The sequence below is a fragment of the Agrobacterium sp. B1(2019) genome, from assembly GCF_008274755.1.
GTDB classification, from domain to species: domain Bacteria; phylum Pseudomonadota; class Alphaproteobacteria; order Rhizobiales; family Rhizobiaceae; genus Agrobacterium; species Agrobacterium salinitolerans.
In genome coordinates this window covers 1,033,563-1,051,152 of the sequence record NZ_VTPB01000002.1, presented here as the reverse complement: position 1 = coordinate 1,051,152, position 17,590 = coordinate 1,033,563, and the positions used below count along the sequence as shown (strand labels likewise).

Here is a 17,590-nt window from a genome sequence, read left to right as displayed (position 1 = left end):
GGCGTCCGGCGCCGAGGTTGCTGCTGCGGCCATTGCGCGTCGGCCTCTGGAAGCACGGTCCTCCAGCGGGCCAGCGCCGCCCACATTTGCTCGGATTTTCGGGAGGAATCCATGCTCGACAATACAAATGAACAAAATCATGCCGCGGAGCTTAACGGGCACGAGACTCTGACCCAGGCCTTTCCGAAGACCTGGGACGGACGACTCCTGTTTGCGATCGCGCTTGCCTTCTCCATTTTCCAGATATCGACCGCCGCGCATATGCTCGACTTGCCGAGCCAGATCGTCAGGGCAGTGCACGTCGGCTTCGTCACCGTGCTCGTATTCCCGTTGCTGGCGACATTCGCCGGGCGCGGCGCGTCCGCAAAGACGTTTGCCTGGGTCCTTGCCCTGCTTGGGGCGGCGGTGGCCTTCTACCAGTGCTACGAATATGCCGAACTGCTCGTTCGTGCCGGCGATCCGCTTCCGCGCGATGTTGCCGTCGGCGTCCTGGCGATTGCTATCGTCTTCGCCGCCGCATGGGCGATCATGGGACCGGCCTTGCCAATCATATCCGGCGTCTTTCTCGCCTACAGCCTGTTCGGTGAATATCTGCCGCCGCCGCTTGATCATCGCGGCTATGGTTTCGCTCAGGTGATAGACCATATGGCCTATGGTACGGAGGGCATCTACGGCATTCCGACCTTTGTGTCGTCGACCTATATCTTCCTGTTCATTCTCTTCGGCGCCTTCCTCGAAAAGGCCGGTATGATCCGGCTCTTCACCGATGTCTCACTAAGCTTCGTCGGCCACAAGCGCGGCGGTGCGGCGAAGGTGGCAATCATTTCCTCCGGCCTGATGGGCACGATATCCGGCTCCGGCGTTGCGAATGTGGTGACGACCGGGCAGTTCACCATTCCCCTGATGAAGAAGTTCGGTTATCGACCGGCTTTTGCCGGCGGCGTCGAAGCGACGGCCTCGATGGGCGGGCAGATCATGCCGCCGGTCATGGGCGCTGTCGCCTTCATCATGGCAGAGACGCTCGGCGTCGAATATCACGAGATCGTTAAGGCGGCGATCATTCCGGCCATTCTCTATTTCGCTTCCGCCTTCTGGATGGTGCACCTTGAGGCCGGCAAGCGCGGGCTGCTCGGCCTGCCGAAGGCGGATTTGCCTTCGGCCAAGGCTGCGGTCGTCGAGCAATGGTATCTGATCCTGCCGCTCGCGGCGCTGGTCTGGCTGCTGTTCTCGGGCTACACGCCGCTCTTCGCAGGCACGGTCGGCCTTGCCTTCACGACCCTGCTGATCCTTGGCAGTTCGGTTGTCTTGGGTTTGCCCGCCGGCGTAATCCGAATCATCTTCTGGATCGGCCTTGGTCTCGTGGCGGCCGCCTTCTTCCAGTACGGCATCGGCGTGATCGTCGCCGCGCTGGCATTGCTCATCGGGGCCAACGCGTTCTCGAAGGGCGGCCGGGAGACGCTGGTGACCTGTCGCGACGCCCTTGCAGAAGGTGCGAAGACGGCCTTGCCGGTCGCAATCGCCTGCGCGCTTGTCGGTGTGATCATCGGAACGATGACGCTGACGGGTGCGGCCAACACCTTCGGCCAGTTCATCGTCTCGGTCGGCGGCCAGAGCCTCTTCCTGTCGCTGCTCCTGACCATGGTGACCTGCCTCGTGCTCGGCATGGGTATACCGACGATCCCTAACTACATCATCACCTCGTCGATCGCTGGCCCGGCGCTGCTGGAACTTGGCGTGCCGCTCATCGTCAGCCACATGTTCGTCTTCTATTTCGGAATCCTGGCGGACCTGACGCCGCCGGTCGCACTCGCCTGCTTTGCGGCAGCGCCAATTGCGCGCGAAAGCGGACTGAAGATCGCAATGCAGGCGATCAAGGTGGCGGCGGCGGGTTTTGTCATCCCGTTCATGGCCGTCTATTCGCCGGCGCTGATGCTCCAAGACGGCGGAGCGATGGCCGCGGCCGTCGGCTATCCGCTCGCGGTCGCCTATATCGTCATCAAGACCGGCCTTGCGATCGGGCTCTGGGGTACGGCCGTGATCGGCTTCGTCTCAGTCCGGCTGTCGATTGCAGAGCGCGCGCTTGCGGCCGCGGCTGCTTTTACCCTGCTTGCGGCCCTTCCTTTGACCGATGAGGTGGGCTTCGGGCTTGCCGCGCTCTTCGTATTTCTGATCTGGCGGCGGGCGCGAACGGCGAATGGCAAGCCGGCGTCGGAGGCCGTGTGAGCACGCTGGTCTGCATCATTGCTGGCGGCAAGGCTGTTGCCTTAGCTGCCAGCGTCTTCACGCTCGGCTGGACGCATTCTGTCGAGAAAACCCAGTGGCAGGAGCGCTGGGCCGCCACATCGCAGGGCCTTCTTCTCGAGGAGGCGCGCGTCCAGGGCTCGGGCGCCGGTATGGAACCGGGAGAAAATGCCCATCGCGAAGGCGGCTGGTCAATCTGGACGCCGGAGCTTCCGCCGATCCCCGAGTTGGTCCTGGCTGCTTCCGGGGCGACAATCTCCGGCTGGACGCTCTGCGATGTCGGTGGTTGCCGCGAATTCGGGCGAGAGAAACAGGAGCCGATCGTCCTGCGGCCATGTGACGCCCCTCCGCCGTGAGGCCTGCTGCGGGGGTCCGTAAATCGCAAGATATTTGAAGAGGGAACGATGCAGCAGTTCAGATCGCTCACTTGCGGATCTGCTGTTCTCTCTGCAAGAAAGAGGCGCTACACTCGATGCATCGGACAATTCTTGCGACACGACACGGTTTTCAGATCCGCAAAGGTCGCTGCAACACTTACAATCCGTCCTTGGGTCGCTTTCGATCTAAGGACACATCCGGAAGGCAGGTCGACTCGGCAATGGCGCGCAACATCGGCAGAATGACTGTCCTGATGCTGGTCGTGACCTGCATTGCGCCTTTTGTCGCCTACCATCTTGCGAGCAGTGCGGCGACCGGCGCCCTGGAAGGGCAGATTCAGCGAAGTCTTTTCCTGACCAACAGGGCGATTGCCACGGAGATCGAACGGTTTCGTTATCTACCACTTGTTATGGGCGAGGATGCCCGCATACGCGCCCTTGCAGAAAGCGAACCCAGCCCGGCCGTTCTTGATGCCGCCAACCGCTATCTTCAGACAGTCGTAAGGCAAGCCGGCGCCGCCGAGCTCTACGTGCTCGACGCCCGCGGGATCGCGCTTGCCGCGAGCAATTTCGCGACTGGTGAAAGCTTCGTCGGCCAAGATTACAGCTTCCGCCCTTATTTTCAGGATGCGCTGCGTACGGGCGAGGGGCGTTATTACGCGATCGGCGTTACCACTCGCAAGCCTGGCTATTTTCTCACGTCGCGGATAGACGTGCCCGGTCGTCCGCCGATCGTCGCCGTCGTTAAGGCGGATCTGCTGCCGCTCGAATTGACCTGGGAGGCTGCGGGTGTCCAGACTGCGATCGCCGACCGCTGGGGCATCGTCTTTCTCTCCGGCAACCCGGATTGGAAATACCGGCCGCTGGCGGCACTTTCCGATGAGGCCGTCGAGCGGCTTGCGAATGAACGGACCTACGAGGGGGCCGATCTTGCGGCGAGACAACCTATCCTCCCTTCGGGCGTAACCCCGCCGGCGGACAATACGGACGAGCGGGCGCTCCATGTGGAGGAGGGCGGGCAGCGGCTCCTGGCGAAATTCTCGCGCGTCGAGCCGGACGGTTGGCTGGTGCTGGCGGCAACGAGCACGGGTGACGCCGGCAAGATCGCCGGCTTCTGGGCGCTCGCGGCGCTGATCGCCGGCCTCATATCCACCGGCACGCTCTACTTCCTGCATCAGCGCGCGCTCATCATCCGGATGCGGCTGCGCCAGGGCGAAATCCTGGAACGCAAGGTGGCCGAACGCACGCAGGATCTCGCTCGCGAGATCGACATGCGCAAGCGGACAGAGGACGAGCTTCGCCGCGCGCAGGAAGGGCTCATCCATTCCGAAAAGATGGCTGCCCTCGGCCGGATGTCGACTGCGATCGTGCATGAGGTCAGCCAGCCGCTGGCGGCGCTTGAAGCCACATTGGCGACCGCCGGTGTTCTGGCGGAGAAAGAGGCCGCCGCGAAAGTGGGTGACCGGCTTCTCGATGCGCGCGCGCTGGTCAAGCGGATGCAACGAACGGTCAAGCACCTCAAGACATTTGGCCGTAAGGGGGCTTCCGACCTCGAAGCGGTCACCATCGACGCGGTCATAGGAAATGCGCTCGATCTTGCGGCTCCTCGGGCGAAGGCGCTTGGTGTCACGCCGGCCTTCGATGCGAGGGGGCCGTCGCCGGTTGTCGTTGCCGTGGCGGTGAAGCTCGAACAGGTGACGCTCAATTTACTCCTGAACGCCCTCGATGCGGTGGAAGGCATACAGAACCCTTCTGTCACCATCCAGCGGACTGCGCATGCCGGGCGGGTGAGCGTAGCGGTGATCGACAACGGTTCGGGTATCGCACCGGAGCACCGTGATCGTATTGCCGAGCCCTTCTTCACCACCAAGCTCACGGGTGAGGGCCTTGGCCTTGGCCTGTCCATTGCAACCGCGATTGTTCGGGAGTTCGGCGGTGAGATTCTTTTTGCCGAAACGCCAGGCGGCGGCACAATGGCGACGATTTCGATGCCGTTGGGCAAGCGGCCCGCACATCCGCTCGAGGCGGCACAATGACCCGCGGACATATTCTTCTCGTTGATGACGACCGCGACCTCCTGAAGGCGGCAACCGACTGGTTGGAGGTCAGCGGGTTTTCCGTATCCGCTTTCCATCGGCCTGAAGAAGCGTACCAGCAATTCTTTCGCGACGAGCCGGATGTCGTGTTGAGCGATATCCGCATGCCCAGCATAGACGGCATGACGCTTCTGAACTCCCTGATCAAGGCCCGCAGCGAGGTTCCTATCGTTCTGATGACTGGCCACGGCGATGTTACCCTGGCGGTCAAGGCGATGAAGCAGGGAGCGGAGGACTTTATCGAAAAGCCCTATGATGCCGAGCATCTGCTTTCGATCCTCGACAAGGCGGTCGAGAAGCGTCGGATGAAACAAGAAATCGCCCGCCTTCAGGGGCTGGTCCAGACGGGCGGCGGCGTCGAGATCGTCGGCGACAGCCCCGCGCTCCGGGACTTGCGCAGCCGCATCCAGATGCTGGCGAATGTCGATATCGACGTGCTGATCATCGGTGAAACCGGAACTGGCAAGGAACTTGTCGCGCAGGCGCTCCACCAGCAAAGCCGCCGGGCGGGCGGTCCCTTCGTTGCGATCAACTGCGCAGCGCTGCCCGAAAGCATCTTCGAGAGCGAAATCCTGGGTCATGCAAAGGGGGCCTTCACCGGCGCGCTCGCCGACCGGCAAGGTAAGTTCGAGCATGCCGCGGGTGGAACGATCTTTCTTGATGAAATCGAGTCGATGCCCCTGGGACTGCAGGCGAAAATCTTGCGCGTGCTGCAGGAGCGTTTGGTCGAGCGACTGGGCGAAAACCGGCTGCGACCGATCGATGTGCGGGTTATCGCCGCTGCCAAGAGCGACCTTTCCGGCGAAATCGCCGCCGGGCGGTTCCGCGAAGATCTGTTCTACCGGCTGGCGACCGTGGATGTGCGCATCCCGCCGCTCAGGCAGCGCCGGCAGGATATCGGCCTGCTCTTTGGCCATTTCGCTTCGCTTGCCGCCCATCGCTACAGCCGGGCCGAGCGAAGCGTATCCGCCGATCTCCTGGCGCGATTGCGGCAGCAGGAATGGCGAGGCAACGTCCGGGAGCTCAAAGCGTACGCCGAGCGCTTCGCTCTTGGGCTCGATGACGCCGCATCCGGCGGGGAAGTCCTGCAGCCCGGCGATCCCCTGACCCTGCCCGAGCAATTGGTCGCCTTCGAGGCTGACGTCATCGGCCGCGCGATCGATGACAGCAACGGCAATACGGCTAAGGCGGCCGCGAGGCTCGGCATCCCCCACCGCACGCTCAATGAGAAAATCGCCCGTCTCGGACTGAGGGATCGACCGGGAGAGCCCGCGGATGCGGGGTTAAAGCGATAGAAGCGCGCGAGAGAGATAATGCTGAAGGGCTTCCGGTACTAAAAAAGCGTGCGATTGACGATGCTACTGGTTGGTCCGCGGTGGATTCGGATTCCCTTGATGCGAAGATAAGTTGCCGCCCGCCTCAGTTGTGCAGACCCAGCGTTTTTCTGAGCGCTTCCGACCAGACGGCATAGCCTGCCGCATTCAGGTGAACCAGATCGGGTAAATAATAACGGAACATCGGGAGGCCGTTCTCACCAATGAGGCCGGCGTTCGGGTCAAGCCATGTTGTGCGTTCGCTGCCATTGCACCAGTCGCGCGCCATCTGGTTGAAGAGATCGAATTCATGGCGGTATATCCAGCGCGCCGGACTGTGCTTGATCGCCACAACAAACACGTCCGCCTGCGGTAGCGCACGATAGATTCCATCCCGCAAATCGTGCAGGTGCCGGAGCGACGTCTGAGCCTTGAGGCCGTCGCTGGCAATATCGTTTTCGCCGAAATAAAGCACCACTCTGTTTGGTTTTAAAGGGACCAGAAGCTGGTGCATGTAGTGGCGGGCGGAGAGGTAAGTGCCGCCGCCAAATCCCAGATTGACGATATCCAGCGAGCCGAGATCTTCGGCAACGGAACCCCAGATTCGAAACGAGGATGAGCCATAAAAGGCGATCGGATTGTCTGGGAGGCCGATGCGTTGAAGGCGGACCAGAGCGGCAATGATATCGTTTTCGTGACGGCTGGTGCCGATATTGGCTGGGAAGGCGTACATGACGGTCCTAAAAACATGGGGTTTGAAAGCCGGATGCCGCCATTTGGGCATCCGGCTCTCGGCAGAGGTTACGAAATCGCTTGACGCAGGACAGCCAGGGCACCCTTCGTGAGAGCATCGTCCGCACCCATGGATGTCTTGAGCCCGAAAACATCTGCGGCAACCAGATAGAGATCGTTCAGCCCGTCATTGCCGACGATCGCTGCCTCGTCTCCCTCCGCATACCATCCGGCATCGCGGGCCTGCCGAAACTCCTGCCCGATGACCAGTCCCCACACATAGGAGCGCAACTGATCCGGCGAAAGCCGGCCGGCAAGCCCGCCAGTTCGCGCCGAAAACATGAGCGACAGCATGGCGGCGGATCGTTTTGCCTCTTTCAGACCCCAGCGATAGGCCTGCGGATCATCGACCGGCGGCTGCGTGGAACCGCGCGCGATGAAAGAGTGATTGATCAGCAGATTGAAGAATTCACCGGTCACGAATGTCTGGAAACCGTCGATCCGACCCGCCTTTATCCGCGCCCATTTGCTGTGCGTTCCGGGGATGATGAGGGTGGCGTCTGCGCCGAGGCCGTGGCCGACTATCTGGGTTTCTTCGCCGCGCATCACGTCCGGAAAGGGCTGGCGGGCGGGGTCGTTCAGACCGGGCAGGAAGACGAGATCGGAGCCGTTCGGCAGCGATTTGCGCACCGTTCCGGCGGCAAGTTCCGCCGGGCCTGCCGGGCACGGCACATAAGCGACTTCGACCCAGCCGTTGCGGCTGGTAATCATGCCGAGCGCTGCGACGGGCAGGGTCCCGTGGCGCGAGAACCAGGGTGCGAGTGCTGCCATCAGCGCAGCTTCGTGTTCACCTTCGCCAAGGCTCGAAATGCCGTCAGCGGTTTCCAGATGATCGAGTTCTTCGCCGCCTTCACCAACGAGCGCCGCCCTCAGTGATGTCGTTCCCCAATCAACGATGATCGATGTCGCCGCTGCTGCCATGTCTTGAACCTCCTCGTTCATTTCATCTTGGGGCTTGTCATAGGGTGCGAGTCTATGTAGTGTCAATTAGTGAATTCAAGGTATCAAAATATGATACTTAATTGGGAGGAGAATGATGGTGGCTGGGCTCAAGGGGATCTTGCCTGTTCTGCCAACGCCTTTTCTGGCGGATGGCGGCATTGACGAAGCGGGTATGAAGCGTCTGGTGGTATTTGCGCTCGACAAGGGCGTGGATGGTGTCGTGTTTCCCGGTTTCGCCAGCGAGGTGGAGACTTTGAACGCCGCCGAGCGCGCAACGCTCTTGAAGATCGTCGTGGATGCGGTGGCCGGTCGGGTGCCGGTCGTGGCAGGCGCCAGTGCGGCCGACTGGCGTGACGCGGTCGAACATGGGCGGGCGGCCTCGGCGCTTGGCATTCGCCACCTGATGGTACAGCCGCCAAAATCGGTCGGTACGGACGCGCCTGCGCTGATCGAATTCCTTGGCAAGATGGTCGAGGCGCTGCCGGGAGTTGAAATCATCCTGCAGAACGCGCCTGCGCCGCGGGGTTCCGACCTTTCGCCACAGGCCATCGTGGAGATCGTGGGCGCATTGCCGCAGGTGACCTATGTCAAGGAGGAAACACTTCCCGCCGGCCCGGCCATCAGCCACATCATTGCCCATGCGCCTTCGACGCTGAAGGGCGTCATCGGTGGCGGCGGCGCCCGTTACATTCTCGACGAATATGCCCGAGGCGCTACGGCGGCGATGCCGGCGCTGGAGATCGCCGAGGAACATGTGGCCATCGACCGGGCGCTTGTTGCCGGGCGGCAGGAGGAGGCTCGCCGGATTTATGTCCGCACCCTGCCGCTTCTGGTGTTGCAGGCGGTCTATCGCATGCGGCTGACCAAATATGTACTCGCCCGTCGCGGTGTGATCGAAGGCGTCGGCGTGCGTGCGCCGACACCCGAGCTTGATGCGGCGGCCATTGCCGATATCGACGCCAATCTGGTCGAACTCGGCCTTGTTGCCGCGGAGGCCGCATGAACAGCCCCATCGCAACCGTCGAAGTCTTCACGCTGACACAGCCGCGCAAGGTTCCCTATCTTGGCGCGCTCAGGGAAGGCGAGGTGGTCAATCCCAATGGCTACATTGTGCGCAAGGGCAATCGCACGGTCTACCCCACCTTCGACCGCAGCGTGCTGGTGCGCATGACGACACAGGACGGCATCGTGGGCTGGGGGGAGACCTATGGCATCGTCGCCCCCGGCACGGTCGCTGCCCTCATCAATGATCTTCTCGCCGGTTTCGTGATCGGCCGCAACGCGTCCGATCCTTCGGCGATCTATGACGACCTCTACGACATGATGCGGGTGCGCGGTTATACAGGCGGCTTTTACGTCGATGCGCTTGCCGCGCTTGATATCGCGCTCTGGGATATTGCCGGGCAGGAAGCCGGAAAATCCATCCGCGATCTTCTTGGCGGCGGGGTAGATACGTTCCCGGCCTATGTTTCCGGCCTGCCTGAAAAAACGCTGAAGGCTCGTGGAGAGTTGGCGAAATGCTGGCAGGATCGTGGTTTTGATGCCTTCAAATTCGCAACGCCGGTGGCTGATGACGGCCCGGCGGCGGAAATCGCCAATCTCCGGCAGGTGCTTGGTCCGCGCGCGAAGATCGCCGCCGACATGCATTGGAACCAGACGCCGGAGCGGGCGCTGAAGCTGATCGCCGAAATGCAGCCCTTTGACCCGTGGTTCGCCGAGGCTCCGGTCTGGACGGAGGATATTGCCGGTCTTGAGAGGGTTTCGAAGAACACCGATGTTCCGATAGCCGTCGGCGAGGAATGGCGCACCCATTGGGATATGCGCGCCCGCATAGAACGCTGTCGTATCGCGATTGTGCAGCCGGAAATGGGCCATAAGGGCATCACCAATTTCATCCGCATCGGCGCTCTCGCCGCCGAACACGGCATTGACGTGATACCTCACGCCACTGTCGGCGCGGGCGTCTTCCTTGCCGCCAGTCTGCAGGTGTCATCGACATTGCCGATGCTGAAGGGACACGAATTCCAGCACTCTATCTTCGAGCCGAACCGCCGCCTGCTGGAGGGCGACATGGATTGCCGCGAAGGCAGATATCACCTGCCTTCGGGACCGGGACTTGGGGTAAGACCGTCGGAGGCGGCGCTCAGTCTGATTGAACGCATCTGATTTGGTTTTTTGGAGGAGGAAACCATGACAAAAAGAATGAAAAAGCTGGCGCTCAGCACCGCGGCCGCCGTTTTGGTAACGATGGGGGCCGTTGCCCCTGCCATGGCCGATACCGTGCTGAAGTTCATTTCCTGGCAGACTGATGATGCGGGAACGGGTGAATGGTGGCGTTCCGCCATTGCCGCCTTCGAGAAACAGCATCCGGGCGTGAAGATCGAGTTCACCAAAGCAGAGCGCAGTTCCTATGCGGATACGATGACCACGCTCTTTGCCGCCAACCAGCCGCCGCAGATCGTGCATCTGGCGTCTTTCGAATTCCAGATGTTTGCCGATAGCGGCTGGCTGGAGCCGCTCGACCCGTGGCTGAAAAAGGACGGTATCGAGATGGCGGGCTGGGCCGGCCAGCAGAAATGCGAATGGAACGGTGAAACCGTCTGCATTATGACCAACTATTTCGGTTTCGTGATGGCCTATAACAAGAAGCTTCTCGAAGAAGCGGGCGTTGCGGTTCCGAAGACCTATGACGAGTTTCTGGCCGCGGCAAAAGCCACGACCAAGGATCTGAACGGCGACGGTATTATCGATCAGTTCGGAACAGGTCATGAGACCAAGGGCGGCCCGGGGCAATATCTCACAGAGATGCTGAACTACATTCTCGACGCCGGTGCCTACTGGACCGACAAGGACGGCAATATCACCATCGACACGCCGCAGATGGTGGAAGGTTTGACCCGATGGAAAACCGTGATGAAGAGCGGCATCAGCCCGGTGGACATGAGCGCCAGCGACGTGCGCAAGCTGTTTGCCGATGGCAAGATGGCCATGCGGCTCGATGGGCCGTGGCTTTATGGCACGACCGAAAAGGGTTCGGCCAAGAGTGACATTGTTTATGCCGCGCCGCCGCTTCATCCGCCGCTTGGCGGGTCTTCCAACGTGCTTGCCATGCCGGCGGATATTCCCGACGACCAGAAGGCATTGGTCTGGGATTTCATTAAGCTGACGATGACGCCGGAATTCCAGCGCAGTTACGCTATCCTCGGCGGTAACACCCCGCCTAGCCCGAAAGCGGATGTCTCTGGCGTCGAAAAGACCATCCCGCATTTTCCAGTGCTGATCGAGACAATGAAGGCCGCATCCGAGGCGGGTGTCGACCGCATTCCGACCGGACTTGAGCTCTTCTACAACGAGTTCAGCAAGATGGTGATGGAAGAAAGCCAGCGAATGATCATTCAGGATCTCGATCCGGCGGAAGTGGCGAAAACAATGCAGGCAAAGGCGGAAGCCATCAAGGGTTGATCCCGTTGTTTCGCCATGGCCCGCTTAGGGCCATGGCCATCATCCGCATCCGGCAGGAGGACCATCCATGACCGAACCCGTTCGGGCCGGGCGCCGCAAGTTCTTCGATCTTGCGCGTCCCAGCCGGCAACATCTCCTCGGCTATATTCTGATCGCCCCCGCGGTCCTGATGGTTGCAGCCATCATCGTCTGGCCGCTCGTTTTGGCCATCGACCTGTCGTTCCAGCAGGTCAAGATACCGAGGCTCGGCGGCGCCAGCCGCCCGTTCTCCTTGACGAATTACAACTGGCTGTTTTCGTCGCCGGAATTCTGGCTGGCCTGCTGGGTCACGCTAAAACTGGTCATCGTCGTTACTGCCGGCAGCGTCGCAGTTGGCCTCAGCACGGCGCTTCTTGCCAATAACCGTTTCAAGGGCCGCACCGTCGCGCGGCTGGGCATGGCGCTGCCCTGGGCGGTGCCGGAAATCATCGCGGTCGTCATCTTTGCATGGATGTTCGACACCTCCTTCGGCCTTTTCGGCTGGCTGGCGATCAAGCTCGGTTTTACCGACCAGATGATCCCGTGGGTGAGCAGCTCCACGGCGGCCTTCTGGGCTGTTGCCATCACCATGGTGTGGAAGGGTTTTCCCTTCGTGTCGATCATGTGTCTGGCTGGCCTGCAGTCCATTCCCGCCGACTATTACGCCGCCGCCAAGGTGGATGGCGCAAGTGTCTGGCAGCGTTTTCGCTGGATCACCATGCCTCTTCTGATGCCGGTGCTGGGCGTGACGCTGGTGCTGACGCTGCTTTGGGTATTCCGCGACTTTTCCATCATCAAGGTTCTGACCGGCGGCGGGCCGCTGCGTTCAACCCAGACGCTTTCGATCATGACCTATGACCAGGCCTTCCAGTACCACAATTTCGGCCGGGCCGCCGCCGTCGGCGTGCTGACGCTGGTGATCTGCATCGTCGCGAGCCTGCTGATGCTTGGCCGGCGTTCGAAATCGATCTATTGAGGAGGCTTTGATGAAACGGACATTTTTACAGAGCCTTGCGCTTTACGCGACTGTCATCTTCACGCTGGTGATGATCCTGTTCCCGGTCTACTGGCTGCTGGTCACGGCGCTCTCCACCACCGATGAGCTGTACCGCCTGCCGCCGACCTTCTGGCCGGACGATCCGCAGTGGGACATCTTCGCCCGGGTCTGGGCGGCAAAACCGATCCTGCTGTGGCTGTGGAACTCGATGCTCGCAGCCATCGGCTCAGTGGCGCTGTCGATGCTGGTCTCGGTCAGCGCCGGTTATGCGCTGTCGCGTTATTCCATGCGGGGCGGCGCGACCATGGGGCTCTTCGTCCTGACGGCGAAGATGCTGCCCGCGACGCTGCTCGTCATTCCGCTGTTTTCGATTTTTTCCAGCTTCGGCCTGATCGGCAGCCTGTGGACGCTGGTTCTGGCGCATTCGACAATGATCATTCCTTTCGCCACATGGATGCTGAAAGGCTATTTTGACACCATTCCGAAGGAACTGGAACAGGCTGCTATGGTCGACGGCTGCTCGCCGATTGGTGCGATGGTGCGCGTCGTACTTCCCATCGCCACGCCGGGGCTTGCCGCCACGGCCCTTTATGCCTTCGTGCTCAGCTGGGCAGACTATGCCTATGCGCGCACCTTCCTCGTCAACTCGCCGGACAACTGGACGGCCAATCTCGGCATCACCACGATGCAGGGCGAATATGTCACCTACTGGAATGACATTTCCGCCGCGTCCGTGTTCATCGCGCTGCCGATCATCGCAATCTACCTGTTCCTTGAACGTTATTTGGTCGGCGGCCTCACCGCTGGCGCGGAGAAATAAGCATGGCCAATATTTCCATTCGCAACGTCAGCAAGTCCTACGGCGCGCTCAACGTCCTCAGGCCCTTTTCGCTGGAAATCGAGAATGGCGAGTTCGTGGTGCTGGTCGGGCCTTCCGGCTGCGGCAAGTCGACGATGCTGAAGATCCTCGCCGGTCTCGAACCGGCAAGCGAAGGGCAGATTTTCATCGGCGACAACGAAGTGACGGATCTGGCGCCGGGTGACCGCGACATCGCCATGGTGTTTCAGAACTATGCGCTTTATCCGCACCTGACCGTTCGCCAGAATATCGGCTTCGGCCTCAAGATGCGCGGCACGGACAAGACCGAGATCGACCGCCGGGTTGATGATGCCGCGCGCATTCTGGAAGTCACACCCTATCTCGATCGCAAGCCCAAGGATCTCTCGGGCGGCCAGCGGCAGCGCGTGGCGCTTGGCCGCGCCATCGTGCGCCAGCCGCAGGCCTTCTTGATGGACGAGCCTCTTTCCAACCTCGATGCCAAGCTGCGCGTCCACATGCGTGCCGAGATCGGCGCATTGCACAAGCGCATCGGCGTCACCACCGTTTATGTGACGCATGATCAGGTCGAGGCGATGACGATGGCGGATCGCGTCGTCATCATGCAGGGCGGCATCATCCAGCAGATCGCCGCACCGGACGAGCTTTTTAATAATCCGGCCAATCTTTTCGTTGCCGGTTTCATCGGCTCGCCGGGCATGAATTTCCTCAATGCGGAACTGCGTGACGGCACAGTGACCCTCTTTGGGCAACAGGTTTCCTTGCCGGGGGGCGTCAACCGTCAGGGCAGCGTAATCGTGGGCCTGCGGCCGGAACATCTCGTTCTGGGCGATGCGCCGATCACCTTCGATGTCCGACCGACGCTGGTGGAGAGCCTGGGATCGGAGAAATACGTCTATTTCGATGCGGAAGGCGCAAGGGTCGCCGATGGCGAGGAGGGCAAGTCCAAGGGACTGATCGCGCGCGTCTCGCATACCGGCAATCTTCCCGGCAATGAGGCGCTCCGGCTCGGTTTCGATCCGGCCCAGCTTTATCTCTTCGACGCAAAGACCGGAGCACGGCTATGATCCTCGTCACCGGCTCGGCAGGTCGTGTCGGCCGTGCCGTTGTTGCCGCCTTGCGCGCGCAGGGCCGCACCGTTCGCGGTTTCGATCTCAGGCCATCGGGAAGCGGCGGCGAGGAGGTTGTCGAGTCGCTGGAAGATGCGCAGGCGCTGTCCGACGCCATCGAGGGTGTGAGCGCCGTTCTGCATCTGGGAGCTTTCATGTCATGGGTCCCGGCGGATCGCGACCGCATGTTCGCCGTCAATGTCGAGGGCACGCGCCGGCTTCTGGATGTGGCTTCAGCGGCTGGCGTGCGGCGGTTTGTCTTTGCCTCGTCGGGTGAGGTCTATCCGGAAAACCGGCCGGAATTCCTGCCCGTCACCGAGGACCATCCGCTTCGTCCAAATTCACCTTATGGCTTGACCAAGCTTCTCGGCGAAGAACTGGTGCGCTTTCACCAGCGAAGCGGCGCCATGGAAACGGTGATCCTGCGTTTTTCGCATACGCAGGATGCGGCAGAACTGCTGGATGAGGACAGTTTCTTTTCCGGTCCCCGGTTTTTCCTGCGACCGCGTATTCGCCAGCAGCAGAATTTCGGAAACACGGCTATCGCCCAATTGCTCCAGTCCTGCGATATCGGTAAGCCGTCGCATATACTGGCGCGCAACGAAAACGGCCGTCCATTCCGCATGCACATCACGGATACGCGCGATATGGTGGCGGGCATTCTGCTTGCCCTCGATCACCCCGACGCGGCGGGTGGCACCTTCAACCTCGGTGCCGATGAGCCAGCCGATTTCGCCGTGCTTTTGCCGAAGATTGCGGCGCTGACCGGCTTGCCCATCGTGACGGTCGATTTTCCCGGCGACGGCGTTTATTACCATACGTCCAACGAGCGGATCAGAAACACTTTGGGGTTTGAAGCTGAATGGACGATGGACCGGATGCTGGACGACGCGGCGGCCGCAAGGCGGCTGCGATTAGCGAAGGGGCAGAGGCGATGAAACCGGAGACACCGGGCGGCACGGCGGCGCTGGCCAAGGGGCTGACCCTGCTCGACATGGTTGCCGATGCGCCGGAACCGCTGCGTTTTGCCGAGCTGTTGCGCGCCTCCGGTCTGCCGAAGCCGACATTCGCGCGCATCCTGCGCACTCTCATCGCCTATGGCCTCGTCCGTCAGGATGAGGCCCGTGGCACTTATGTCCTGGGCCAGCGTTTTCTGGAAATGTCTCACAAGGTCTGGGAGAGCTTCGATCTCGTCTCGGCGGCGACGCCGGAACTCGAGCGGCTGGCGGCCGAACTGGGGGAAACGGTTGCACTGTGCCGGCTTGACGGCACTATGACACAATATCTGGCGGAACGTTCGCCGAACGGTCTTTCTGTGCGTGTCGAGGTGGGACGCCGTGTTCCCCTGCATTGCACCGCACCGGGCAAGGCGCTGCTCGCGTTTCAGGACCCCGCCGTTGGTCGCAACCTGCTGGATCGCCTGACGCTCGATCTGCAGACACCCAAAACCATCACCACCCTCGATGCGCTGCAGGCCGATCTGACGCTGACGCGTGCGCGGGGTTATTCGATTTCCTACGAGGAGCATCTGCCGGGGGTGAATTCGGTCGCCGCCCCTGTGATGGGTCGTGACAATACGCCGATGGGCGTGCTCGTTGCGCTCGGGCCATCATCGCGGCTGGACTCTTCCAATATCCATCCCGCCGGGCGTGAATTGATTGCCGCCGCCCGCCGCATTACCGGTGCCGCCGGGGCCGTGGCGATCAGCTCGCGGCCACGCCCGCGTTCGGCAACGGGCCGCCCCAGCGCCGAACTCAGCTGTATTCTGCCGTGGGGTGCGCAGCTGGGAGAAAGCCCGGTCTGGCACGAGGGGGAAAACGCGCTCTATTGGGTGGATATCCTGCATCCGGCGGTACACCGCTTCGATCCCGTCACTGGCCGCAACGAAACCTGCGAGACCGGCAAGCTGGTCAGCGCGGTCATTCCGGTCACCGAGGGACGGTTACTGGTGGCGTCGCAGGACGGCGTCGAATGGCTGGATTTCGCCTCCGGCCGACTGACCCCCTTCGTCAGCCCGGAGGCTGGCATTGCCGATAACCGCCTGAACGACGCCAAATGCGGGCCGGATGGCGCGATCTGGGTCGGCTCGATGCGTATCGACGCCTCCAAGCCCACGGGTGCGCTTTATCGAATCAATGCCAATGGCGAATCCGAGCGCAAGGAAGGCGGCATCATCGTCTCCAACGGTCTCGGCTGGAGCCCCGATGGCAGGACCTTCTATTTCGTCGATACAGTGCCCGGCCTCATCCACGCCTACGATTGTGATCCGTCGACGGGCGCCCTGTCGCAGCGCCGTGAGTTCGCCCGCATTCCGGTGGCGGACGGACGGCCGGATGGGTTGGCCGTGGATGCGGAAGGCGGTGTCTGGTGCGCGATCTGGGATGGTTGGTGCGTACGGCGTTATCTTCCGAACGGCAAGCTGGACCAGGTGATCGACATGCCGGTGCCGCGCCCTTCCAGCATCGCTTTCGGCGGGCCGGACCTGTCGACGCTGTTCATCACCAGCGCCCGCACGCGCCTGCCGGCGTCCACGCTTGCCGACGCGCCGCTTTCCGGCGGCCTGTTTTCCTGCCGCCCGGGAATCGCCGGCGCGCACATCTCCCTGTTTGAAGGATAAAGGATGCGTCTCGAAAGCGTCTTTGGACTGAAAGACCGCACGGCGCTTGTCACCGGTTCCAGCCGTGGCATAGGTGCCGCCATTGCCGAGGGGCTGGCGGGCGCGGGCGCCCATGTCATCCTTCATGGCGTGAAGCCGGGCGCCGCAGCAGCCGTGCAACAGCGGATTGTCGCAGGCGGCGGTACGGCGCAGGAACTGGCGGGCGATCTTTCCCAGCCCGGCGCCGGCCGTGATCTCATCGAGCGGGCCGAGGCGGTCGCACCGGTCGATATTCTTGTCATCAATGCCAGCGCCCAGATCAACGCCGTGCTGTCGGAACTGACGCCTGACGATCTGGCGTTTCAGCTGGCGGTCAATCTGGGCTCGACGGTGGATATGCTGCAGGCGGCCTTGCCGCGCATGGCGGCCCGCAAATGGGGCAGGGTGGTTTCCATCGGCTCGGTCAATCAGCTGCGGCCGAAGGGCATCGTTACCGCTTACGCCGCCACTAAGGCGGCGCAACACAATTTGATCCAGAGTCAGGCGCGGGACTACGCGCGCGACAATGTGTTGCTCAACACGCTCGCGCCCGGCCTCATTGACACCGACCGCAATGCCCACCGTCGTGATGAGGATCCCGAAGGCTGGGCCGAATACGTCCGGACGCTGAACTGGATGGGCCGTGCCGGGCAGCCGCAAGAAATGGTGGGCGCCGCGATCTTCCTGTCGTCGCAGGCCTGTAGCTTTATGACAGGCGAGACCATCGTCCTGACGGGTGGTTATTGACGGATTTGCTGGTGTAGCCGAAT

General features: G+C 61.8%; 15 protein-coding genes. 13 read left to right on the top strand and 2 right to left on the bottom strand.

Translation table 11 applies throughout. The features are described from left to right. The first annotated feature begins 111 nt into the window (after positions 1-111). From AGR1_RS19620 to AGR1_RS19605, 4 genes are all read left to right on the top strand, one after another. A complete protein-coding gene (locus tag AGR1_RS19620) occupies positions 112-2,223 on the top strand; it encodes a TRAP transporter permease (RefSeq protein ID WP_149147919.1) in 2,112 nt (703 codons plus the stop codon). Further along, on the top strand, positions 2,220-2,597 hold the full coding sequence (locus AGR1_RS19615) for a DUF1850 domain-containing protein (protein WP_149147918.1): 378 nt from the start codon (positions 2,220-2,222) through the stop codon (positions 2,595-2,597). The genes AGR1_RS19620 and AGR1_RS19615 overlap by 4 nt, the downstream gene beginning before the upstream one ends. Positions 2,598-2,839: 242 nt before the next feature. Continuing rightward, entirely contained in the window at positions 2,840-4,654 is a 1,815-nt protein-coding gene (locus AGR1_RS19610) for an ATP-binding protein (RefSeq protein WP_187772234.1), read from the top strand. After that, on the top strand, positions 4,651-6,009 hold the full coding sequence (locus AGR1_RS19605) for a sigma-54 dependent transcriptional regulator (protein ID WP_080794801.1): 1,359 nt from the start codon (positions 4,651-4,653) through the stop codon (positions 6,007-6,009). The genes AGR1_RS19610 and AGR1_RS19605 overlap by 4 nt, the downstream gene beginning before the upstream one ends. Before the next feature lie 124 nt (positions 6,010-6,133). Here AGR1_RS19605 and AGR1_RS19600 read toward each other — a convergent pair whose 3' ends face one another. Next, the gene (locus AGR1_RS19600) at positions 6,134-6,760 is read right to left on the bottom strand and encodes a GDSL-type esterase/lipase family protein (RefSeq protein WP_149147916.1); all 627 of its coding nucleotides are present in this window, start codon (positions 6,758-6,760) and stop codon (positions 6,134-6,136) included. Positions 6,761-6,828: 68 nt separating this feature from the next. Next, positions 6,829-7,740, bottom strand: a complete 912-nt coding sequence (locus AGR1_RS19595) for a 2-dehydro-3-deoxygalactonokinase (RefSeq protein ID WP_149147915.1) — start codon at positions 7,738-7,740, stop codon at positions 6,829-6,831. A 115-nt stretch (positions 7,741-7,855) separates the two neighbouring features. Here AGR1_RS19595 and AGR1_RS19590 point away from each other — a divergent pair, with 115 nt between their 5' ends. The 9 genes from AGR1_RS19590 (at position 7,856) to AGR1_RS19550 (ending at position 17,567) form a co-directional block, all read left to right on the top strand. Continuing rightward, positions 7,856-8,764: a dihydrodipicolinate synthase family protein gene (locus AGR1_RS19590; protein WP_149147914.1), complete on the top strand. Its 909-nt coding sequence runs from the start codon at positions 7,856-7,858 to the stop codon at positions 8,762-8,764. Beyond that, positions 8,761-9,927, top strand: coding sequence for a mandelate racemase/muconate lactonizing enzyme family protein (locus AGR1_RS19585; protein ID WP_149147913.1), 1,167 nt, complete (start codon positions 8,761-8,763; stop codon positions 9,925-9,927). Before AGR1_RS19590 ends, AGR1_RS19585 begins: the two co-directional genes overlap by 4 nt. 24 nt (positions 9,928-9,951) lie before the next feature. Next, positions 9,952-11,223 carry a sugar ABC transporter substrate-binding protein gene (locus AGR1_RS19580; protein ID WP_149147912.1) on the top strand — a complete coding sequence of 424 codons (1,272 nt, stop codon included), beginning with the start codon at positions 9,952-9,954 and terminating at the stop codon, positions 11,221-11,223. Between the two features lie 67 nt (positions 11,224-11,290). After that, on the top strand, positions 11,291-12,217 hold the full coding sequence (locus tag AGR1_RS19575; protein WP_077983557.1) for a sugar ABC transporter permease: 927 nt from the start codon (positions 11,291-11,293) through the stop codon (positions 12,215-12,217). Positions 12,218-12,227: 10 nt separating this feature from the next. Continuing rightward, positions 12,228-13,058 (top strand): carbohydrate ABC transporter permease, encoded by an 831-nt coding sequence (locus AGR1_RS19570; protein WP_046800465.1) that lies wholly within the window; start codon positions 12,228-12,230, stop codon positions 13,056-13,058. Positions 13,059-13,060: 2 nt separating this feature from the next. After that, positions 13,061-14,143 carry a sn-glycerol-3-phosphate ABC transporter ATP-binding protein UgpC gene (gene ugpC, locus AGR1_RS19565; RefSeq protein ID WP_080794816.1) on the top strand — a complete coding sequence of 361 codons (1,083 nt, stop codon included), beginning with the start codon at positions 13,061-13,063 and terminating at the stop codon, positions 14,141-14,143. Then, positions 14,140-15,123, top strand: coding sequence for an NAD(P)-dependent oxidoreductase (locus tag AGR1_RS19560; RefSeq protein ID WP_080794818.1), 984 nt, complete (start codon positions 14,140-14,142; stop codon positions 15,121-15,123). The genes ugpC and AGR1_RS19560 overlap by 4 nt, the downstream gene beginning before the upstream one ends. Beyond that, positions 15,120-16,802 carry an SMP-30/gluconolactonase/LRE family protein gene (locus tag AGR1_RS19555; protein ID WP_080794820.1) on the top strand — a complete coding sequence of 561 codons (1,683 nt, stop codon included), beginning with the start codon at positions 15,120-15,122 and terminating at the stop codon, positions 16,800-16,802. The genes AGR1_RS19560 and AGR1_RS19555 overlap by 4 nt, the downstream gene beginning before the upstream one ends. A 3-nt stretch (positions 16,803-16,805) precedes the next feature. Further along, positions 16,806-17,567, top strand: coding sequence for an SDR family oxidoreductase (locus AGR1_RS19550; protein ID WP_080794822.1), 762 nt, complete (start codon positions 16,806-16,808; stop codon positions 17,565-17,567). Positions 17,568-17,590: the final 23 nt, after the last annotated feature.